We start from the raw sequence: 18,073 nt of genomic DNA, 5'->3' as shown, positions 1-18,073 counted from the left end.
GGTAGTGTCGAGAAAGTTGGTGTAGCGCCCGATCCGAAGTGGGGCGGCCCGGCGTCCTGGAACCTGGAACACAGTTGATATCCTATGCCGTCTCAATCCTGTCCGCAAGCTCAAGGCCGGACTCGAGCATCTTCCTTGCCCCCGCCTCAAGCCGCGCCCAGTCGACGGTGCCGTCGATCCCGCGCGTGCGGCCCTCGTCGTAGAGCTCGTTCATCCTCGCCTCCGAGAAGTACCTGGACTCCTGCCATATCTCGTCCTGCTCGCACATGACCGCGCCCGCGAGCCGCACCAGCGAGCCCGTTGACGGGAACACCTGCACGACGCGCGACCTGCGCTTTATCTCTCGGTTGGTCCTCTCCTGCACGTTGTTGGTGCGCAGGCGCTTCCAGTGGGCCGGCGGGAAGTCGAGATAGGCCAGCGCGTCGGGCTCCGCCTCCTCCAGAACCGCCGCCGCCCTCGGGCAGCACCCCTCCAGCATGTCGCACGCCGCGTGGTACATCGCAACGACGGTGGCGGCGTCGCGCCCGCGGAACACCTGCGAGACGATCCTGCCCACGCGGCGCCTCAGCTGCCAGGAGCCCGCCTCGCGCATGCAGTCGCGCATGAGGTGGACGGCGCAGCGCTGCCACGCGGCGCCCTGGAAGACCTCGCCGAGCGCGCGGACGAGGCCCGGGTGGGCGTCCGAGACGACGAGCCGCACGCCCGCCGCCCCGCGCGAGCGGATGGTCCGCAGGAAGGCGAGCCACGAGTCGTATGACTCGGTGTCCACCACGTCGACGCCCAGGACGCGCCTCCAGCCGCCCGCGTCGCAGCCGATGGCGGTGACCACGGCGGTGGAGGCGACGCGCCCCTCGCGGCGGCACTTGACGTAGGTCGCGTCGAGCCAGACGTAGGGCACCGGCGAGCCGTCGAGCGGCCTTACGCAGAGCTCCTCGATGTCGGCGTCCAGGCTCGACGCGATGGCGCTCACCTGGTCCTTGGAGAGCCTGGAGACGCCCATCTTCTCGGCCACCCTCTGCACCTTGCGGGTGCTCGTGCCGGTGGCGTACATCTCGGCGACGGCGGCAACGAGGGCGCGGTCCGCGCGCTGGTAGCGCTCGATCACGTCGTCCGGGAAGAAGCTGCCGGTGCGGAGCTTCGGGATGCGCAGCGTCAGCGTGCCGACGCAGGTGGCGAGCGACCTCTCGCGGTAGCCGTTTCGGCTGTTCGACCCGCCCCCGCACAGCTGGTCGGCCTCGGCGTCCATCACGGCGTTCACGACCTGCTCGGCGAGGCGCCTGAGCAGCTCCTGCATGTCGATGGCGCCGTCGTCGAACCGGGGCATGGCGAGCATGTCCGGCGTCGGGTCTGATAAGATTTCCATAGCGGTCTTCGTCCTTTCCTAGAACCTGTTGTTGTGGTGATTTCAGATTCTAGGACGAAGGCCGTTCTTCGTTAAACGGGCGCTGGGGCGTCACCCTTACACCAACATTTTCGACGCGATCAAGCGAGAGGCCTCGCGGCGTTGCAACTGCGTGAAGACCGTGAGCGGAAGCGAATTTTAACGCGAAAGATGCTGAGCGTTAGAAATTCGCTGTAGTGAGAGCGGAGCGGTAATGCGAATGCGAGGGATGCCGAGTATTTGCATTTTTGCGACGCAAACATTCGACTTGTCGAATCGTTTTTCGATACGCTTGTGAAAAAGTTGAGGCAGCTTTCGACATTTCAATGACGCGGAGAGTCTTTAGTGAGACTCGTAGCGTTGTTGGATTGTCGAAAGGTACCGCGAATCGCATTACGGCTCGAATGGCAATCCGATTTTCATGCGGCGTGTACACGCCTATGATCGCGACCTTCGGTCGTTATCGATTTTCAAAACTCGCGTTTTGTTTTGACGCGATTTGAGATGCGATATGAAAAGCGAGGCGAAAAACGAAACGCCCGCGCGAGTCGTTTTGACTTTTGCGCGGGCGCGATTCAAATCAAACGAAGAACCAGATGATGAGATTTTAAGTTTCACGGTGTAGATCCCAGAAGACGGATCCAAAAACTGCGGCGTCGATTTCACTTCGCCCTCAGCATTACGGCGCAAGAACATCCAAGGGAACAACTTGGACGCCACGGTCGGTAACATAGGCTTGTGAGCCAAATCCAATAATCGCTACTTTAGAAACCGGCGGGGTGTTTCCAGCAGCAACCATACGTTCCTCGACAGCAACAAGATTGTCAGATGCCTCTTCTATTTGAGCAGAGCTGAGTTTAACTTCGACCGGAATCCACGTTCCGCCGGGAGCCGCAATGACCGCATCGACTTCTAGATCGCGAGAATCGTGATAGTGATAGAGGCCCATTCCGTTTGCTCGCGCATAAACCCACAAATCATGGAGTGCCAGCGATTCAAAAAGCAGTCCGAGCGTCTTGAAATCTAGCAGTAGTGTCTCCGGAGTCGCCCCGAGTGCGGCGGCCGCCAGCGACGGGTCAGCAAGATGATGCTTCTTCGATTCTCTTAAGTGCACGGGGGATCTCATTGCGGGGTTCCACGCGGGAATATCGCGAACGAAACTAACCCGAGCGAGAAGAGATATATATGATGCCGCCGTCTGCCTCGACACCTCTCCGCCAAGATCGGCTACGAGCGTCTTGAGTGTCGCCAAAGTGGATTCATTTCGCGCAAGCGATTCGATGACAGCTTTGACCTTTTCGGGATCGCGTCGAGAGCCGTCGACACGGGACAAATCTTCTTCGGCGACTATGCCGATGTAACGTTTCGCCATCGCCGACGCAGCCAGCGCATCGCGACCGACCGCCGCGGGCCATCCACCGCGAACAACGCACTCGGCAATCGAGGCAGAATCCAACGATCCGAAAGCGCCATTGAACTTTTCGCCAGAAATAATACCCGACAGCTTAACCGTGCCGCTGGATTTCCCAAGTTCGAAAAGCGTCATGGTATCCATGCGCAGTTTGGCGAACCTTCCAGCGCCACTGTGCATCGGCCGTTCGTCGTCTCGCGGTGTTGCCGATCCCGTAAATATGAACTGGCCAGGCTCGCCGCCGCGGTTGTCGCACTCAAACCGTGCCGCGTCCCAAAGTTTCGGAACCTCCTGCCATTCATCGATCAGCCGCGGCACCTCGCCGGAAACGGCAAGAGCCGGATCCGTCTCGGCGCGTAAGCGATTCTCGAAGTTGCGGGACGGGTCCATGAGCAGGAGCCTGGACGCCGCACGGGTCTCGGCCGTGGTCGTCTTTCCACACCATTTCGGTCCTTCGATGAGAACGGCACCGAATATGCCTAGCATCTGGTCGAGCTCATTTTCGATAATTCGAGTGTAGTACTTTTTTGGCATATTCTTCACCATTGCTTACCAGTGCTTTTAACTAAATTTACCGTTTTCATTTAACCAAATTTTGCTTTTTCGATTAACCAGATTTATGCATTTCAGTTAACGAAACAGATTAAACATGACGAGTCAAGCCACGACAGGCTCGCGCCGTACTGCGGCCTGGCGCCGCACAACCGCCAGTCGGAGACCTCGATCTCCTCGGTGACGGCATCGCGCCAAGGCAACAAAAGGCTGAAGAACCTGCTCATATTCTCGTGCAACTGCCTTGCCCGGACAGAGGGAAGATGGGGCGACCACTACGCCAGGTGCCGAGAACGGGGCATACCGCACGGCAAGGCACTCAAAGCGCTGACGCGAAAGAGGTTGAAGGTCACCTACGCGATTATGCGGGACAGGGTGCCCTAAGCCACCTAGTCGAAGCACAGCACTCCGAACAGGCTGGAGTCCGCCGGTCGAAAGGCCTGGCGTCAGCATTTCGCGATTCGATCTCGCGAACGGCATTCCCCGGTTGACAAAACTATAGGAACACCCGTGCTGTTACCCCTGCCATGCGTGTGATTGAGTATCTGCTAGCTTAAGCACTGCTGAATATCGCGTAACAGCACCGCCGTTATCGTGTGCGGGCATCTGGCAGACGCTGGTCCCTGTGCCCTTTTATTGCTAGCGCTCCATCTGCAGCGCTGCCGCATGACGGTCTCTCCCATGTCGGCCCAGATCGCGTCTATGTGGAACCTCCTCGTTCAGTCGACCGCATGGCGGCACGAGTGTAACGGGGTGCCTGGAGATGCATTTAATAGCGGTGCCTGACGGCAATATTCAGTCGGGAAGGCAGCGGTGCTGATTCGCAATACAGGTGGTGTCGAAAGGACCTAGGACTCATGTGATTGCATAAGCCGCAACAGTGCTGAAAAGGCTAACTGCTTTTGTTCGTGCATTGGCATCATATTCATAAAAACAACCGGTCCCGACGTTGAATCTAAAATCATCGTTTAGCATTGATCCTGGCTGTTTCCAGAAAGCCACTAGTTTTTTTAACTCATACATGAAAAGGAGGTGACGAAAATGGAGAAAGAGGAAATCGAGCTGGCCAGCGATAAATCGGCTTCCGACATCGAGATCACTGTTGAAGAACTTCTGGACTTCGGCATTGATGTTGATCAGGTTATACAGCGCCGCTGCTAAGGTCTGATAACACAATCGCCTCCGTTTAATGTGACGGAGGCGATTCCTATTCGCCCGAAAGAAAGGAGCTCAAGTTGAAGGTTGATTTCACTCTGATCAATCCGGTGAATCACTACAGGAAGACCCTTGTTGATAATCTGGCCATCTTGAATCTAAGGGCCGTTTCTGAAGCCGCGGGATTTTCAACTCACGTTATTGACTTTCAGCGTAAGTTCCTCGAAGAAGAAAAGACTTTTTCAAAAGAAATCTATCGGTGGTTCTTCGACGAAATAAAAGCAATCGACTCCAGTGTTTTTGGTGTTTCGATCATGAACGCCTCTTATATCTGGGGCATCATGATAGCGAAGATTATTAAACGGGCGCATCCCGAATCGGTTATCATATTTGGTGGTCCCCAGATCACTTCACTTCGAGAAATGGTTTTTCAGGATTGTCCCGAGGTTGACTTTCTATCGATCTTTGATGGGGAAGAAACCCTCCCGCTTCTACTCGAATATATTGCTTGCGGCGCTCAAGGCGATTTACCTAAAAATTCGATTTCTAAAACCGGGGATTCTGGATTATGCGAGTTGATTGAATACGACATTAACAACCTTCCGGAACTCGACTACTCCAATTCATACGGCATGAACGTGGTCAACATTGAGGCAGGTAGAGGTTGCCCGTTTAATTGCTACTATTGCTCATCCAGAGTGCTTCTCGGTCAGAAAGCGCGATTTCTTAAAGTCGACAAACTGCTCGAAACCTCGCAGCGTGTCTACGATTGCATGGCAAAAACCGGCACTCTTTCTTCAATTAACTATAATCATGATAACTTTTTAGCATCGCACAAGTACTTCTTTGAATTTGCAGTCAAAAAATATGCAATGAATTATGATTTCAAATACAACTGTGAGGGACGAATCGATACGATAACTCCCGAGATCATTGGCCTACTTAAGGCAACCGGATGTATCTCCGTATTTGTTGGCTTGGAAACTGGCTCGCAAAGAATACAGCGAATCTGCCGGAAAAACTTGAATCTTAAAAAAGTAATTCCTACGGTAAAATCCATCATTTCCTCTGGCATGAGATTCGAAACCAATTTTATCATCGGTTTTCCAGAAGAAACATATTCCGAAGTACTCGACACCCTTGCCCTTGCTCAAGAAGTCGCGTCGACCAGTTTTATGTCAAACGTTGACTTTTCCTATATGAGCCCAGAGCCTCTTACTGATGTTGCTCAAGGGGTGAATGAAGAGGATTATATCATCGTAAAAGAATCTCAGTATTACTTAGATTTACTTGCTGCCGGAATTGACCCAAACAGCCTGTCACCTCTTCATTTCAATCATCTGTACACAGTCAGGAATGAAAATTACGACATTCTTGACGTGCTCGCGCGTGCCGATACGTATTTTGATTTGATAAACCATTTTAAATTCGCAACCTACCTTATGATTCATCGAGATGGTAGAAGCATTGAAGATATTTTTGAAATGTGTCGCGATCGAGATGCATTTGCCGTTGCAGAAAGCTATACGGCAACTCTAGATCAAGCTGGGGTGTATTATGCGGTTTCTTGTTTCGAAATCGACCGGCTGGCAATAGTTCGTCGAGAAGAAAGAGCGCAGGATGTCCTATTCTATCAATACCCTGTTCAAAAGCTTTATCAGCTCTTCATTGAGACTATGAACATTTCAGGCTTCGAATCAGTGGCGAGCACTCCGACAAAAATAGTCGTTAGGAGTGCCAAATGAATAGGAATGCCACTGCGCAGCTGCACATCTATTCCGCCTTTTTCGTTCTCGCGGGATTTGTTTTAAATCGGGGAGTGTTTCTACTTTTCCTTGCGGATAAAGGAATGTCTGTCACGGAAATCGCGCTTTATCAAGCCCTGTTCAACATTGCCACGGTCGTCCTCGAGCTGCCAACAGGGCTGGTAGGCGATTTCTTTGGAAAAAAGTTTTCGATTCAAGTGGGCGTGCTGCTGCTTTTCTTCCATACGGCTGGCATGCTGTTGCTCTCAGGCCCCTTTCTTGTCGTGCTTTCCCTTGTTGAGGCCCTCGCCTACTCCCTTCAATCGGGATCCGAACAAGCACTTTTATATGAAATTGTTCGAAATGCCGACCAAGGAGAACGCTTCCTCACCATCAACGCTCGGCTGCTTGCCGCGCAATCAATCGCTACGGGAACGGCAATCGTACTTGGATCATTCATTGCCCAAGTATCTTGGAGTGCCCTCTACGTATGCGTTTCCGTTTTCTATCTCCTGCAGCTTCTCCTTCTGTATCCCATTGAGAGGATGGAAACGACCCATTCCAAAAACTCTGGGGAGGAAAGGTTTGACGTAGCCAAGATCTTCAGACGCGAAACCTGGTGCATTGGAGAATCCGCTTTTGCGGTGTTGCTTCTTCTAATCGGCACAAGCATGCTCGATGGATTCTATGGGAGTTATTACAACTTGAATCAGTTGGTATTCGACGCATTTGATGCTCCCGTCTCCATAATAGGAATCTTTTTCGGTGCATCCTATGCAGTAAATGCGACGGCCTACATTGCAGCAGATTTCTTCTCATCGCGTTTCGGGAAAAGAAATACCATGCTCGGCTCGATGCTAATCGAGGCCGGTCTTTTCATGATTCTTCCGTGGTTCGCTTCAAATCCGCTGTGTTTGTTTGGCCTTAGCATGGTGCTTTGCTTTCTCCCAGAAGTGGTGTACATCACTTCGGAAAACTTAATCCAAGACGCGATAGCGGACGATCTCCGCGCGACGATCCTCTCCGTCGCGTCTCTGGTAAGGGCTCTCTTTTCTGCAATGTTTTTCTCCATATTTGGATATGTGTTGGGGTTATATCCCATTCAGATAGCGCTCGGTGTTATTGGCGCAATCGCGATAGCAATTACCGCCGTTGTTTCTTTAAAAATGGTAGGAATACATGTCTCCAAGAATTGATATATCGATTGACGAGCTGCCCGAAGCGTCGAGCCTTCTTGATGGACATGACTATTCGTCACAAATCATTCAGCGTATCGCCGGGGTTCCAGTAATACTCGATGCATCGGGATGCCCTCATTCCCCTTTTTTCGAAGTTGAGTATGATGACAGGACGATTAGGTTTACAAGTCGACATGATAATGAGCATATTGTCGAGTTGGGGAGGAAGCTTGACTACGTCCATCACAATTGCAGCGGCTTTCTAAAGACTTTCTTTTTGAGAATAGATGTAATTGATGGTCACTGCTATTCGCTAAGCAATCATGCAAAGTCGCTGTCCATTGCATTCCGGACCGGAGGAAGGGTGGGACCATTTTTACATCTCCTCTCTTCTCACTATTTTTGTGTCAATGATTTTTCTGTTACGCAAATCGGAAGGCAGGAAGTCAAGCTGAGCAGCGCTGCGTGCACTCAGACTATGACGATAAAGCGCATCGAGAATAGATGGATTGACGTCTTGTGTTTTCTTCTCGGAAGAACCATGGCAAGCTGCAATACAAACATGCCCTTATTAATTGAGCGCTATTGCAAGAGCGCTCGGCTGCACCATGGATTATCTGGCATAGAGGCTGTTATCGTTTTTTCAAACAAGCACTCTCCCTATTTCGCCGACGAAGAAGGACGTAGGAACATCCTCTCTCTCGTTGACACAGAGGCAATCAGAAGACTTCTGTCGCCGAAACTGAAAGATCCTTCCTTCGATTACGGCGTGAATAAATCCGATGAACAAAGAGAGATAACTGCGAAATTATCAATTTCATACGACAAATACTACCCCAATAAAAAGATTGTAAAACTTATAGCGCTTCAATTAGCATCGTCAGGCAGGTATCATCCAAAACTCATGTCGAGTGATTATTTCTCTCCTCAATCGGATTGGGCGGATGTACACCTGCTTTTAATTCCGAATACTTTCAATGACCCTATTTTTATCTACTATCAACTCGCACTACTGACGGGCTTGGGCAACCGAATGCGTCTCCAAAAGTATTTATCGGTTTTGAGCAGGTATTTTTCTGGCATGATTTCGCGCCAGGCGTTTAACGAGAGAGCCGTCGAACTGTTTGGCGAGGCTGCGTGTTTTTTGCCGATCGGACGACTCTCCAGCGCCTTCTTCATGCGAAACACTTTTCCAGAAGAAGGCTTGAGGGAAAGGATATTAAATGTTCTATTGGAACGATAGTACTTATATCAGGAGAGATTCCAACGAACTTATATTGCAAGGATTAAAATCGCGAGTGAGGGTCAAAATCTCTGATTTGAGTACAAATCTTTTTGAGCAGCTCGCCAAACAAAATATGATAGATGAGACGAACCTTGAAGCTCGCGAGCAACGATTCTTGCTAAGGCTCAACGAACTTGGTTTTCTAGAAACTGAAGAATACGAGCTGGAATCACCCCACTCGAGGACAACTCGCTTTTTGTCTTATTATTCCGACGCTCCACTGACGTTACTTAAGCAAATCGGCGCCGTTCATCTTGCCATCGTTGGTATGGGCGGCATAGGGCAGGTGGTGGCGGAGCATTTGGCTGCTGCTGGAGTTCGGCATTTTACATTAATCGACGGGGATCGAGTTGAGAGGTCAAACGTAAATCGTCAGTTTCTTGTTGGTCCCGATGAAATAGGAGAAGCAAAAGTAGAGGCAGTTTCCAAAACACTTGTTAATCGCTATCCGGATCTTTCGCTTAATCCAGTTGCGTCTTACGTCCGCTCTGCCGAAGAACTCATGCGTTGCGTTCCTTCGAGGACTTCAATGCTTGTTTGCGCTGCAGACAGTGGGGAGGGGGTCAATCCCAGGTCAATAGTTCTTGAAGCATGTATAGAAAAGGACATTCCCTGTGCATTTTGTGCTGTTGGAGTAGCTGATGGGGAAATTGGTCCTATTCTCGAAAAGCAGAGCGATATGAAATCCTATCTCTCTTTCCTCCAGCGAGCCGAAGAGAACATAGTCCGCATGCCCGTGCCAAAGGGATCAATTTGTTTTACAAACACTCTTGTGGGAACTGCGCTGGCAATGGAGATATACCGATATCTTTGTACAGGCTCGAGCCCCATGCATCAACATACATGCTTCTGCTCCTTCATGAACTTTAAGGGTTTAATGTACAAGAGGGTAGGCAGCGAGAATGATACGAATTCTGTAAAGAAATCCCTGTGAAGCATTGACTTGAAAAAACCTTGTTCTTCGCCCGTAGGAATGGCAGAAGGCTCGAAAATATGGAAAGCAACAGATAAAGAAAGGGATTAGACGTTGGGGCTCTATAACAAAAAGGAGAGCTGTTTTTCTACCTTGGTGTCGGTTTTGAGTACTGAACATAGTTAGTACTGTCGTTCTACAAGAACGGTACTGCCTCTCCGCGCAAGGCGGTCCCGGCTTTCCGCTACACGGATGCCGACGTCAGCTCCAGCGCGATCGCGTCGAAAATGTTGGTGTAATGGTGGCACCCTAACATCCGTTTAGCGAAGAACTAGGCGATGAGATTTTGAGCTTCAGGCTTTAGATCTCAGAATAGCAATGCGCTGGTTTTAGACACCGAGCGTATCGACCGGAGCAACAACGATGCCTTCGCTAGTTACGTGAGCCGGCATACCAAACCCGATGACGATGAGTTTCGCCGCAGGCGGCCTCTCCCCGCGATCGACCAGCTTTCGCTCAAGTCGAAGCAGATTTTCCACTGCCTCTGGGACTTGGGGGCTCCCGAGCTTAACCTCAACGGCAACCCACGAGCCGTCACGACGATGGACAATCGCGTCGACCTCTAGGTCGTCAGCGTCGTGGTAGTGAGATACGGTCGCATCGCTGGCCGCCGCGTAAACCTTGAGATCGTGCAGCACAAGGGATTCAAAGAGCAAGCCAAGGGTCTTCGGATCGGATGACAACGACTCCGGGTCCGCGCCGATGAGGGCGACGGCGAGCGATGGGTCAGCAAGGTGCCGCTTTGCGCCCTGCCGCAACTTCACCGGCGACCTGAGAGCCGGATGCCACGCGGGGACGTCGTCGACGATATTGATACGGCGCAGCGCGTCCATGTAACCGGTAATCGTATTCTTTGAGACGTCAACGCCCAAATCCCTTTCGATGGACCTCATGCCGGCAAGGGTCGATTCATTGCGCGCAAGCGAGGAGAGCAAGGCCCTTACCTTAACCGGGTCGCGTTTCACTCCATCCGCCCTCGAAACGTCAGACTCGCAAACACCGTCAATATAGGCGGCGGCTATCCGCATCGCGTCGGCAGTCGTCTTACCGACCGCTTGGGGCCAACCGCCGCGGCAAAGCAAATCAGCGATACCGGCGATACCGGCGATGGATCCGAGTGACGCCGCAACGGGATCGCCGGTGAGCAGCGCCCCAAGCGAGACCGCTCCCGACGAAATGCCGAGCTCGAAAAGCGTCATGGTATCCATCCGCAAACGGGCGATTCGACCCACACCGCTGTGCATCGGCTGGTTCTCGGCTCGTGGCGTCGCAGATCCGGTGAGAATGAACTGTCCGGGCTCCCCTCCCCTGGCATCGCATTCGAATCGCACGGCATCCCATAGCTTCGGTTCTTCCTGCCATTCGTCGACAAGCCTCGGGGTCGGTCCGACAATTGCTTGGGCCGGATCGAGACGAGCGAGCTGGAGGGCCGCAAAACCGCCAGATGGGTCGGAGAGAGATAACGATGACTCGGCAAATCTCTGAGCTGTCGTTGTCTTTCCACACCATTTCGGCCCCTGAATGAGCACTGCACCAAAAATGCCAAGGTCGCGCTCGACCAAGCAGTCAACACAACGTCCTATATACCTATCCATCGGCTTTCCCTCCAATCATTCATTTGAAATTATAGCGTCTATCTGCGTCGTTGGGACAAATAACGATTACTTATTGGGACGATTGACGATAATTTATTGGGACAATTGGCGGTAATTTATTGGGACGATTGACGATAGCTCGTTGGGACGATTTCCATTTTCTTAAGGCACTAATCAACGAGACCCACTGTGAACTATGAGACGGATAAATTTAGCTGACGCCTCTCATGAGTTCGGCAATGGTGATTTGAAATCCGTCGGCAATCTTCTTGAGATTTGAGAGGCTGACATTACGCCGACCGACTTCAATGCTCGCGTAGTAGGAACGATCCATTTCAATCAAATTGGCGAACTGCTCCTGACTGCACCCGAGTCCAGCGCGGAGCTCTTTGCATCTCATGCCGAATGATTTCTGAAGCGTCTTCGTATCCATGACAAAAAGAGTCATGGATTGTTGTATAAAAGCCAACGGACTATATACAACAATCCCAGTTAAGGCGCATAATTATCTCTATTGAAAAGCGCTCTGATGCCCAGTCGGATAGGGCACGGAAAAGGAATGGAACAGCACAATGACCCAGGGAAAGCACTTCGCTGCCGGTGGCGATCACTTCGCCGCACTGCCAAACAAAAAGATTCACACTCCGAAGGGGATCGCGCGTCTGACCGTCACCGCGGCGACCATGGCCGCCATGACCGGATCGAGCCTCATCTCACCGTTCACGGCATTCGCCCAGACCGGTGACGGGGGCACGCAGCACCCCGCCGTGATGTCGCCGATCGCCGCCCACGCCGGCGCGGCATCCGGTACCGGCACGAAATCCGTCGCACAGACCATCGCGGACCTGCAGAAGGCAGTCGACGAGGCGAAGGCGAAGGAGGACGCCGCCAAGGCATCCTACGATGAGGCCGCCGGTCCCTACAACGAGGCGGCTTCCGCCCGCGACCAGGCCAAGGCATCCTACGATTCGGCAGTCAGCGCCGGCACGGCAGCCGACCGTGCGGCAATGGACGAGTACGCCCGTCAGGTCGCAGAGGGCAAGGACGCCGCCGATGCTGCCGGCAAGGACCTCGAGCAGGCGAAGGCGGGTCTCGCAGACGCCAAGGCAGATGCGTCCGAGAAGGACGAAGCGTACCAGTCCGCCCTCAAGGCGGCTCAGGATGCCAAGGATGCCCTCGATAAAGCCAAGGCAGATGCCGTAAGCGCCACCCCGGAGGCAATCAGTGCCGCCGAGCAGGCCGTGCGCGACGCCCAGGCTGCCGTGGACAGGGCACAGGCCGAACTCGCCAACGCCAACGCGACGCTTGCCGATGCCCAGTCCAAGCTGGTTGCGGCCCAGTCTGCAAAGGATTCCGCCGATGCCGTCCTCGCCGCAGCCCAGCAGAACAAGGACGCGGCGGATGCGAAGGCCGCAGCCGCCAGCGCCGCCTACGAGAAGGCGAAAGCAGACCTCGCCGCAGCGGAGGCAGGCGCCAGCGGTCCGGAGTACGATGCGGCAAAACAGAAAGTCGCGGACGCGGAGGCAGCCCTCGCCGCCGCACGAGCGGCACAGTCCCAGTGCGAGTCCGAGCTCGAGCAGGCGCAGTCCGCTGCAGCAACGGCGCAGACCGAGCTGAATGATGCCCAGGCGTCCCTCTCCGCGAAGCAGCAGGCTGCGGCCGATGCCAAATCCGGCGTGAACGCCGCCCAGTCCGCTCTCGATGCCGCGAACGCCGACCTCGATGCGGCCAAGCAGGCGAATGCCGACGCCGTCGCCAAGCTGGACGCCGCGAAGCAGGCTGTCAAGGACGCCGAGTCCGCCAAGGCAGCCGCCGACGTAGAGCTCGCGAACGCCAAGGTCGCAAAGGATACCGCAGACGCCTCCGTGACCGCCGCGCAGCAGAAGGTCGACGAGGCACAGGCGAAACTCGATTCCGCCGACGCGCAACTCAAGCAGGGAGCGATCGGCTTCTTCCGTGCCATGGGTGCCGATTCAGCCATCGAGATCATCCAGAACTGCACATACAAGGACTACACCGAGGTGGGGAACAGCCTCGACGCGACCAGTCTCGACAACATGCTCGCGGCAATCCCGTACATGAAGTCCATCAACGAGTACCGCAAGTCCGTCGGTCTCTCTGAGCTCCAGGTCACGTACAAGCTCATTGCGGCGGCGATTGCCAACGCGAACTATTCCGATGTCAAGTTTGGGCATTCCATGCAGTTTGATACGAGCGAAAACCTCGCATGGAACTATGGAACCGATCCGAAACCGCAGTGGGTGGACCAAGAAAAGGCTTTCTTCGATCAGGCAGTTCAGGAGCTCTATGGCGTCACCGGTCTAATCGGTAAGGATGCCGTAGACTTTTACAAGTCGCATAGTGGGATTGAATCCTATGTCAACCAGCATTTTAAGGTTGCCGGATATCCCGCAACTGTCGGTCACTACCTGCATGTCATCAGCCCTGAAATCGGCTATATGGGCATGGCGGTCTGCAGCAAGGGAACCATGAACGGCTGGAAGACCGACAGCTTCGATACCGCAAACCTGGGTTGGGCAGGCTCCGGTTGGAACATGAACCCCATGTCCGTCGACGAGTACGAGCAGAAGCTGACCTCCTATATCAACGGCCTCAAGAACGCCAAGAGCGCACTCGACGCGGTCAAGGCCGATCTCGCATCCAAGCAGCAGGCAGCCGCCAGCGCCGCCGCAACCGTCCAGCAGAAGCAGGTCGCAGCGGATTCCGCACAGGCAGGTGTCGATGCCGCGAAGCAGGGTGTTGCCGATACCCAGCGTGCCGTCGATGCCGCCAACGCTGATGTCGCCGCCAAGCAACAGGGCGTCACGGATGCCCAGACCGAGCTTGATGCGGCGAAATCGGACCTCGATGCCGCCAACGCGGCAGTCGATACGGCAAAGTCGACCGTCCAGCAGAAGCAGGTCGCCTTTGATGCTGCCAACGCAGCCGTAACGACCGCACAGTCTAAGTTGGATTCCGCCAAGGCGGACACCGCTGCTAAGCAGCAGGGCGTGGACGATGCGAACGCCGACCTCGCGAAGTTCTTCCAGGACATCGCCGACGCCAAGAAGGCGGTCGATACAGCAAAGAGCGTTCACGACGCGGCGGCAGCCGACCAAGCCGAGAAGGCGGCGGTCCTCGCAGCCGCCGAGCAAAAGGCGGATACCACCGCAAGCGCCCTCGCGGATGCCCAGCGTGCCGTCGATGCCGCAAAGGCCGACACCGGCGTTGCCGCCGACAGGCTTACCGGCTCCCAGACTGATCTCGAGGACGCACAGTCGAACCTCGACATCCTCACCGGCCTTGCCGCGAAGCTCGCAGAGGCACAGCAGCGCGAGCAGGATGCAGTAAAGGCCGTCAATGACACCAAGGCCGAACTCGATGCCGCGAAGGCTGACGCCGTCGCCGCCGAGTCCCTGGTCTCCGCTGCCGAACAGGCGAAGGCGCAGGCAGACGCCAAGCTGTCGAAGCTGAACTCCATCAATGCCGGCGCGGCGATCGCTTCCGGCCATGATGTGAACGCGGATGACGCCCTCAACGCGCTTTTCGCCGCAGCAGTCGAGGCACGTGCCAAGGTCGCGCCCGCTAAGGCCATCCTGGACGAGAAGCAGGCCGCGGTGGACGAGCTCCAGCCCGGCTACGATGCGACACTCGCCGCCTACGAGTTGGCGAAGTCCGACCGCATCGCAGCGGAGCAGAAGCTTTCCGATGAGATCGCACGACAGGAGGCAGAGGAGGACGCAAAGCAGCAGGCGGCATACACCCCGAAGCACCTCGCCGGCACGGATACCGCTCAGCCCGGCAGCCTCGCCCAGACCGGTGACCGCGCGGGACTCATCGGCGAGACGTTCGTCATCGGCGGTACCGTCCTCGTGGCAGCCGGCGTCTTCCTCGACCAGAAGAAGCGCCGCGAGCAGATGTAGTGCAAATCGCATAACGACTCGGAAAGGGGAATCCCGCAAAAGGGATTCCCCTTTTTCGTCTCGCCAGCCACGGTTCGTTGAGGCAGCTTCAGCTTAAGGGCCACAGATTAAACCGATTTACAACTGTGACCATATGACTGTGCGCACATGTTAGCATGGTCATATGGTCACCTATTTACAGCTGCGATTATAATGCAATAACTCGACCGTTAGTGCTTATTAAACAGCCAATCGAAGCCAGGCTTGCCCAGTGTTTGGCGCATCTGCCCCACCTGAATCTCCGTCTCCACGCCATCCTTGCCGATGACGGCGGCCATGTTCTCAGCGGTCAGCAGCCAAGATAACAGACGGGCGGATCCAGCTCAGCATATAACGTTCGGTAATACATGACCATGTTAATGTAGTCATATGTTCACGCATTACAAGCTGGGACCTCATGTATTAGAGCTCGAGCTGCGCCCGTGCGTCCTTGGTGTCTCGCGTCCGACCGTCATCAAATGGCTCAAGCCGGGCTGGCGCGATAAGCGGAATGAGGTCGTGAGGCGGATGGACGCCGGCAGCGTCACACCCATCCGCCTCACGGACGATGAAATCGCGTGGACGCCGGAGGCCGTGACCGTCAGGGCGTCCGGCGGGGAAATCATCGGGCTCGATACGTGGGGCATGGCGAAGGTTCTTACCGGAGCCTATGGTCCCGACTCTCCCGGTCGTATTCCTACGATATCGCCCCTAAATCACCAATGTGTCAGATAAAGAATGATGCAATGGTTATGATCAAGCATACGGCGGATGCGGCGACTGCGCCTTTTTTCCTCTCCTTTAGTCCGACGAATAGGGTTGCCGTAAAGTAAAGGGCGGAAATGCAGGCTATGGCAAGCGAAACGAGTTCCTTGGGCGGTTTCAGCAAAAGGTCGCTAGCAAAGAGTAATGCAAGCAGGGCAAAGCCGATTGTGGTCAAGTATCTCGATTGATTTTGCGACAGCATGGCAACTGCCTTTTAGAACATGTAAGTGAAAAGTCGGTACGATGTCATTGCGGTTGCAAACAAGCCGCCGCCAGGACCGGTTGTCACGAGACCGGCGATAACGCATTTTCTCGGTTTCCAGCTCATGACAGACCCCTCTCTCATGGTGAAACGCATACATTATGGGATATGCACATTATCTCGCTAATTAATTTCAATATCCATCATCCAACTAAAGAATACTGACTCACTGGTTCAGCGACGATGCGTTTTTACCCTTGCGTTCCCACTCGCCGCGTCGGCGGTCGGAAGGGCCTCCGTCTCGCAATCAGCGACCTTGTAACCGTATCTGCCGAGCCAGGCAGCAAGTGCATCCCAATCGACGCGCTTCCAGTCGCCGCCCGGCGCGTGCGGCATCACGAGGTCTCCGGCGACCACGAGCCCGTGGATATGCTCTCCTTACAGGCCTGCGATGATTCCGCCGGTGCATACGATGCTAGGTCGCTGTGCCGGCACTGCGCAAACGTATTGGCCTTTGTGCCCCTTTTGGCAACTTTAGCATGACTATAGGTTAAACCAACCCACAGTCATGAGCACGGTAACGTAGTATTATACTAATTACTTAACATGCTCATATATTTCTAACTGCGACTTAGAATTACTTAATGTAGTCATATGTTAATGTGCTAATATATGACTATGCTACTTCAGAAAGGGGAGGACATGGCGACGAACATCCTGCTAGTCAATCAGAAGGGCGGCGTCGGCAAGACGACGTTCGCCGACGAGATCGCCTGGGGTCTCGAGCGCCGCGGCCACAAAGTCGGATTCGGCAATCTCGACCCTCAGGGCGGCGCGAACCACGAGAAGAACCTGCTCGACGACGAGGACGCCGTGAATGTCATCGACACGCCGGGTTTCCTGAGCGACGACACCGCCGAGTATGCCAAGAATGCGGATATCGCAATCATCCCGGTGCAGCCCGGCACGCTGGGCCTGAAGCCCATGAAACGCACGATCAAGGTCATCACCGAGGCCAATCCTGACTTGTCGTTTGCAATCATCGTCAACAACTTCGCGGCGAACCAGACCGTGGACAGACAATTCCTCGAGCTTCTTGAGGCCGATGACCTTCCCGTGCTGGGCACTGTTCCGACCGCGGCGGCATTCAAACAGGGCGCGGCCCTGGGCAAGCCCGTATACGAGATCGCGAAAAACGGCAAGGCCGCCCAGGCGATTGAAAACATCCTGAACGAGCTGGAAGAGGTGCTGTAAATGGCAAAGTTCAAAAAGGCGACCTCATACTTCGACGTCGCAGCGGAGAAGGCCGAGGAGAGGCAGCAGAAAATCGTTGAAAGCGCATCTGAGCCCCAGAAACCGGCTCCTCAGGTGCGGAAAGCCGGGCGCCCCAAAAAGGGCGCTGAAGGGGCATCTGAGAGGCTTGTTCAGCTGTCCGTGTACGTTCCGGAGAGTTACCGAAAACGTTTGAAGCAAGTGGCGCTCGAGGAGGACAAGTCCGTATCGGATATCGCTCGGGAGCTTTTCGATCGCTATCTGGCCGAAAAAGAGTTCTAGTTGAGTTAACGGGCACCGAAAGGTGCCCGTTTTTCTTTACCTTGGCCACTGAGAGCCGATTTAAGACCCCGTTTTATCTATCAGTGAGAAAACCGGTCGGACCTCACTGATAGGACGTCTTATTTTCGATTCTGTAGCTCCCTGCCGGTAATTGAAGTGAGGTTGACCAAATGTCGGTATCCAGATCAACCGGAAAACGGATTCGGCGTCATTGCCGAATTGTAGGGCTTGAAACTAAGTGGGATTAGTTCGCCCGGGGAGCCGAAGGCGACGCCGGCGCTGAGGGCTGACAGCGACGTAGTCGGGGAGCTGGGGCGTTAGCCCCCACACTTTTGG

General features: G+C 54.4%; 13 protein-coding genes. 8 read left to right on the top strand and 5 right to left on the bottom strand.

Features of this window, described 5'->3' with window-relative positions; all coding sequences use genetic code 11:
* Positions 1-82: 82 nt before the first annotated feature.
* Together AAAX31_RS10230 and AAAX31_RS10225 are read right to left on the bottom strand one after the other, a co-directional pair.
* Positions 83-1,363: an IS256 family transposase gene (locus AAAX31_RS10230; RefSeq protein ID WP_349077147.1), complete on the bottom strand. Its 1,281-nt coding sequence runs from the start codon at positions 1,361-1,363 to the stop codon at positions 83-85.
* Between the two features lie 697 nt (positions 1,364-2,060).
* Complete coding sequence (locus AAAX31_RS10225; protein ID WP_349077146.1) at positions 2,061-3,338, bottom strand: DUF4143 domain-containing protein; 1,278 nt, start codon at positions 3,336-3,338, stop codon at positions 2,061-2,063.
* Between the two features lie 60 nt (positions 3,339-3,398).
* Between AAAX31_RS10225 and AAAX31_RS10220 the strand changes: the two genes are divergently transcribed.
* The 5 genes from AAAX31_RS10220 to AAAX31_RS10200 all read left to right on the top strand — a co-directional run bounded on the left by AAAX31_RS10220 (position 3,399) and on the right by AAAX31_RS10200 (position 9,641).
* The gene (locus AAAX31_RS10220) at positions 3,399-3,728 is read left to right on the top strand and encodes a transposase (protein WP_349077151.1); all 330 of its coding nucleotides are present in this window, start codon (positions 3,399-3,401) and stop codon (positions 3,726-3,728) included.
* A gap of 851 nt (positions 3,729-4,579) precedes the next feature.
* On the top strand, positions 4,580-6,244 hold the full coding sequence (locus AAAX31_RS10215; RefSeq protein ID WP_349077145.1) for a radical SAM protein: 1,665 nt from the start codon (positions 4,580-4,582) through the stop codon (positions 6,242-6,244).
* Positions 6,241-7,440 (top strand): MFS transporter, encoded by a 1,200-nt coding sequence (locus AAAX31_RS10210; RefSeq protein WP_349077143.1) that lies wholly within the window; start codon positions 6,241-6,243, stop codon positions 7,438-7,440. The genes AAAX31_RS10215 and AAAX31_RS10210 overlap by 4 nt, the downstream gene beginning before the upstream one ends.
* Positions 7,424-8,665 (top strand): hypothetical protein, encoded by a 1,242-nt coding sequence (locus tag AAAX31_RS10205; protein WP_349077141.1) that lies wholly within the window; start codon positions 7,424-7,426, stop codon positions 8,663-8,665. Before AAAX31_RS10210 ends, AAAX31_RS10205 begins: the two co-directional genes overlap by 17 nt.
* Positions 8,646-9,641, top strand: coding sequence for a ThiF family adenylyltransferase (locus AAAX31_RS10200; protein WP_349077140.1), 996 nt, complete (start codon positions 8,646-8,648; stop codon positions 9,639-9,641). Before AAAX31_RS10205 ends, AAAX31_RS10200 begins: the two co-directional genes overlap by 20 nt.
* Before the next feature lie 368 nt (positions 9,642-10,009).
* On the opposite strand, the gene AAAX31_RS10195 is transcribed toward AAAX31_RS10200, so the two are convergent.
* Together AAAX31_RS10195 and AAAX31_RS10190 are read right to left on the bottom strand one after the other, a co-directional pair.
* Positions 10,010-11,275: a DUF4143 domain-containing protein gene (locus AAAX31_RS10195; RefSeq protein ID WP_349077138.1), complete on the bottom strand. Its 1,266-nt coding sequence runs from the start codon at positions 11,273-11,275 to the stop codon at positions 10,010-10,012.
* Positions 11,276-11,486: 211 nt separating this feature from the next.
* Positions 11,487-11,675, bottom strand: coding sequence for a helix-turn-helix transcriptional regulator (locus AAAX31_RS10190; RefSeq protein WP_349077149.1), 189 nt, complete (start codon positions 11,673-11,675; stop codon positions 11,487-11,489).
* Between the two features lie 172 nt (positions 11,676-11,847).
* On the opposite strand from AAAX31_RS10190, the gene AAAX31_RS10185 reads away from it, so the two are divergent.
* Complete coding sequence (locus tag AAAX31_RS10185; RefSeq protein WP_349077137.1) at positions 11,848-15,198, top strand: hypothetical protein; 3,351 nt, start codon at positions 11,848-11,850, stop codon at positions 15,196-15,198.
* A 745-nt stretch (positions 15,199-15,943) separates the two neighbouring features.
* Here the strand turns inward: AAAX31_RS10185 and AAAX31_RS10180 are convergent.
* Positions 15,944-16,183 (bottom strand): hypothetical protein, encoded by a 240-nt coding sequence (locus AAAX31_RS10180; RefSeq protein WP_349077135.1) that lies wholly within the window; start codon positions 16,181-16,183, stop codon positions 15,944-15,946.
* 702 nt (positions 16,184-16,885) lie between these two features.
* Between AAAX31_RS10180 and AAAX31_RS10175 the strand changes: the two genes are divergently transcribed.
* Both AAAX31_RS10175 and AAAX31_RS10170 read left to right on the top strand, forming a co-directional pair.
* The gene (locus tag AAAX31_RS10175; protein WP_055287551.1) at positions 16,886-17,437 is read left to right on the top strand and encodes a ParA family protein; all 552 of its coding nucleotides are present in this window, start codon (positions 16,886-16,888) and stop codon (positions 17,435-17,437) included.
* Positions 17,438-17,737, top strand: coding sequence for a ribbon-helix-helix protein, CopG family (locus AAAX31_RS10170; RefSeq protein ID WP_217108483.1), 300 nt, complete (start codon positions 17,438-17,440; stop codon positions 17,735-17,737).
* The last annotated feature ends 336 nt before the right edge of the window (positions 17,738-18,073 follow it).

It is taken from the genome of Collinsella sp. CLA-ER-H5 (assembly GCF_040092375.1).
Lineage (GTDB): Bacteria > Actinomycetota > Coriobacteriia > Coriobacteriales > Coriobacteriaceae > Collinsella.
This window is presented reverse-complemented; position numbering and strand designations above follow the sequence as displayed.

Bases quoted from the DNA above. Each gene is read 5' to 3' on its own strand.
- AAAX31_RS10230 (WP_349077147.1), bottom strand. From the start codon at position 1,363: ATGGAAATCTTATCAGACCCGACGCCGGACATGCTCGCCATGCCCCGG.
- AAAX31_RS10225 (WP_349077146.1), bottom strand. From the start codon at position 3,338: ATGGTGAAGAATATGCCAAAAAAGTACTACACTCGAATTATCGAAAAT.
- AAAX31_RS10210 (WP_349077143.1), top strand. From the start codon at position 6,241: ATGAATAGGAATGCCACTGCGCAGCTGCACATCTATTCCGCCTTTTTC.
- AAAX31_RS10205 (WP_349077141.1), top strand. From the start codon at position 7,424: ATGTCTCCAAGAATTGATATATCGATTGACGAGCTGCCCGAAGCGTCG.
- AAAX31_RS10200 (WP_349077140.1), top strand. From the start codon at position 8,646: ATGTTCTATTGGAACGATAGTACTTATATCAGGAGAGATTCCAACGAA.
- AAAX31_RS10195 (WP_349077138.1), bottom strand. From the start codon at position 11,275: ATGGATAGGTATATAGGACGTTGTGTTGACTGCTTGGTCGAGCGCGAC.
- AAAX31_RS10190 (WP_349077149.1), bottom strand. From the start codon at position 11,675: ATGAGATGCAAAGAGCTCCGCGCTGGACTCGGGTGCAGTCAGGAGCAG.
- AAAX31_RS10185 (WP_349077137.1), top strand. From the start codon at position 11,848: ATGACCCAGGGAAAGCACTTCGCTGCCGGTGGCGATCACTTCGCCGCA.
- AAAX31_RS10180 (WP_349077135.1), bottom strand. From the start codon at position 16,183: ATGCTGTCGCAAAATCAATCGAGATACTTGACCACAATCGGCTTTGCC.
- AAAX31_RS10175 (WP_055287551.1), top strand. From the start codon at position 16,886: ATGGCGACGAACATCCTGCTAGTCAATCAGAAGGGCGGCGTCGGCAAG.
- AAAX31_RS10170 (WP_217108483.1), top strand. From the start codon at position 17,438: ATGGCAAAGTTCAAAAAGGCGACCTCATACTTCGACGTCGCAGCGGAG.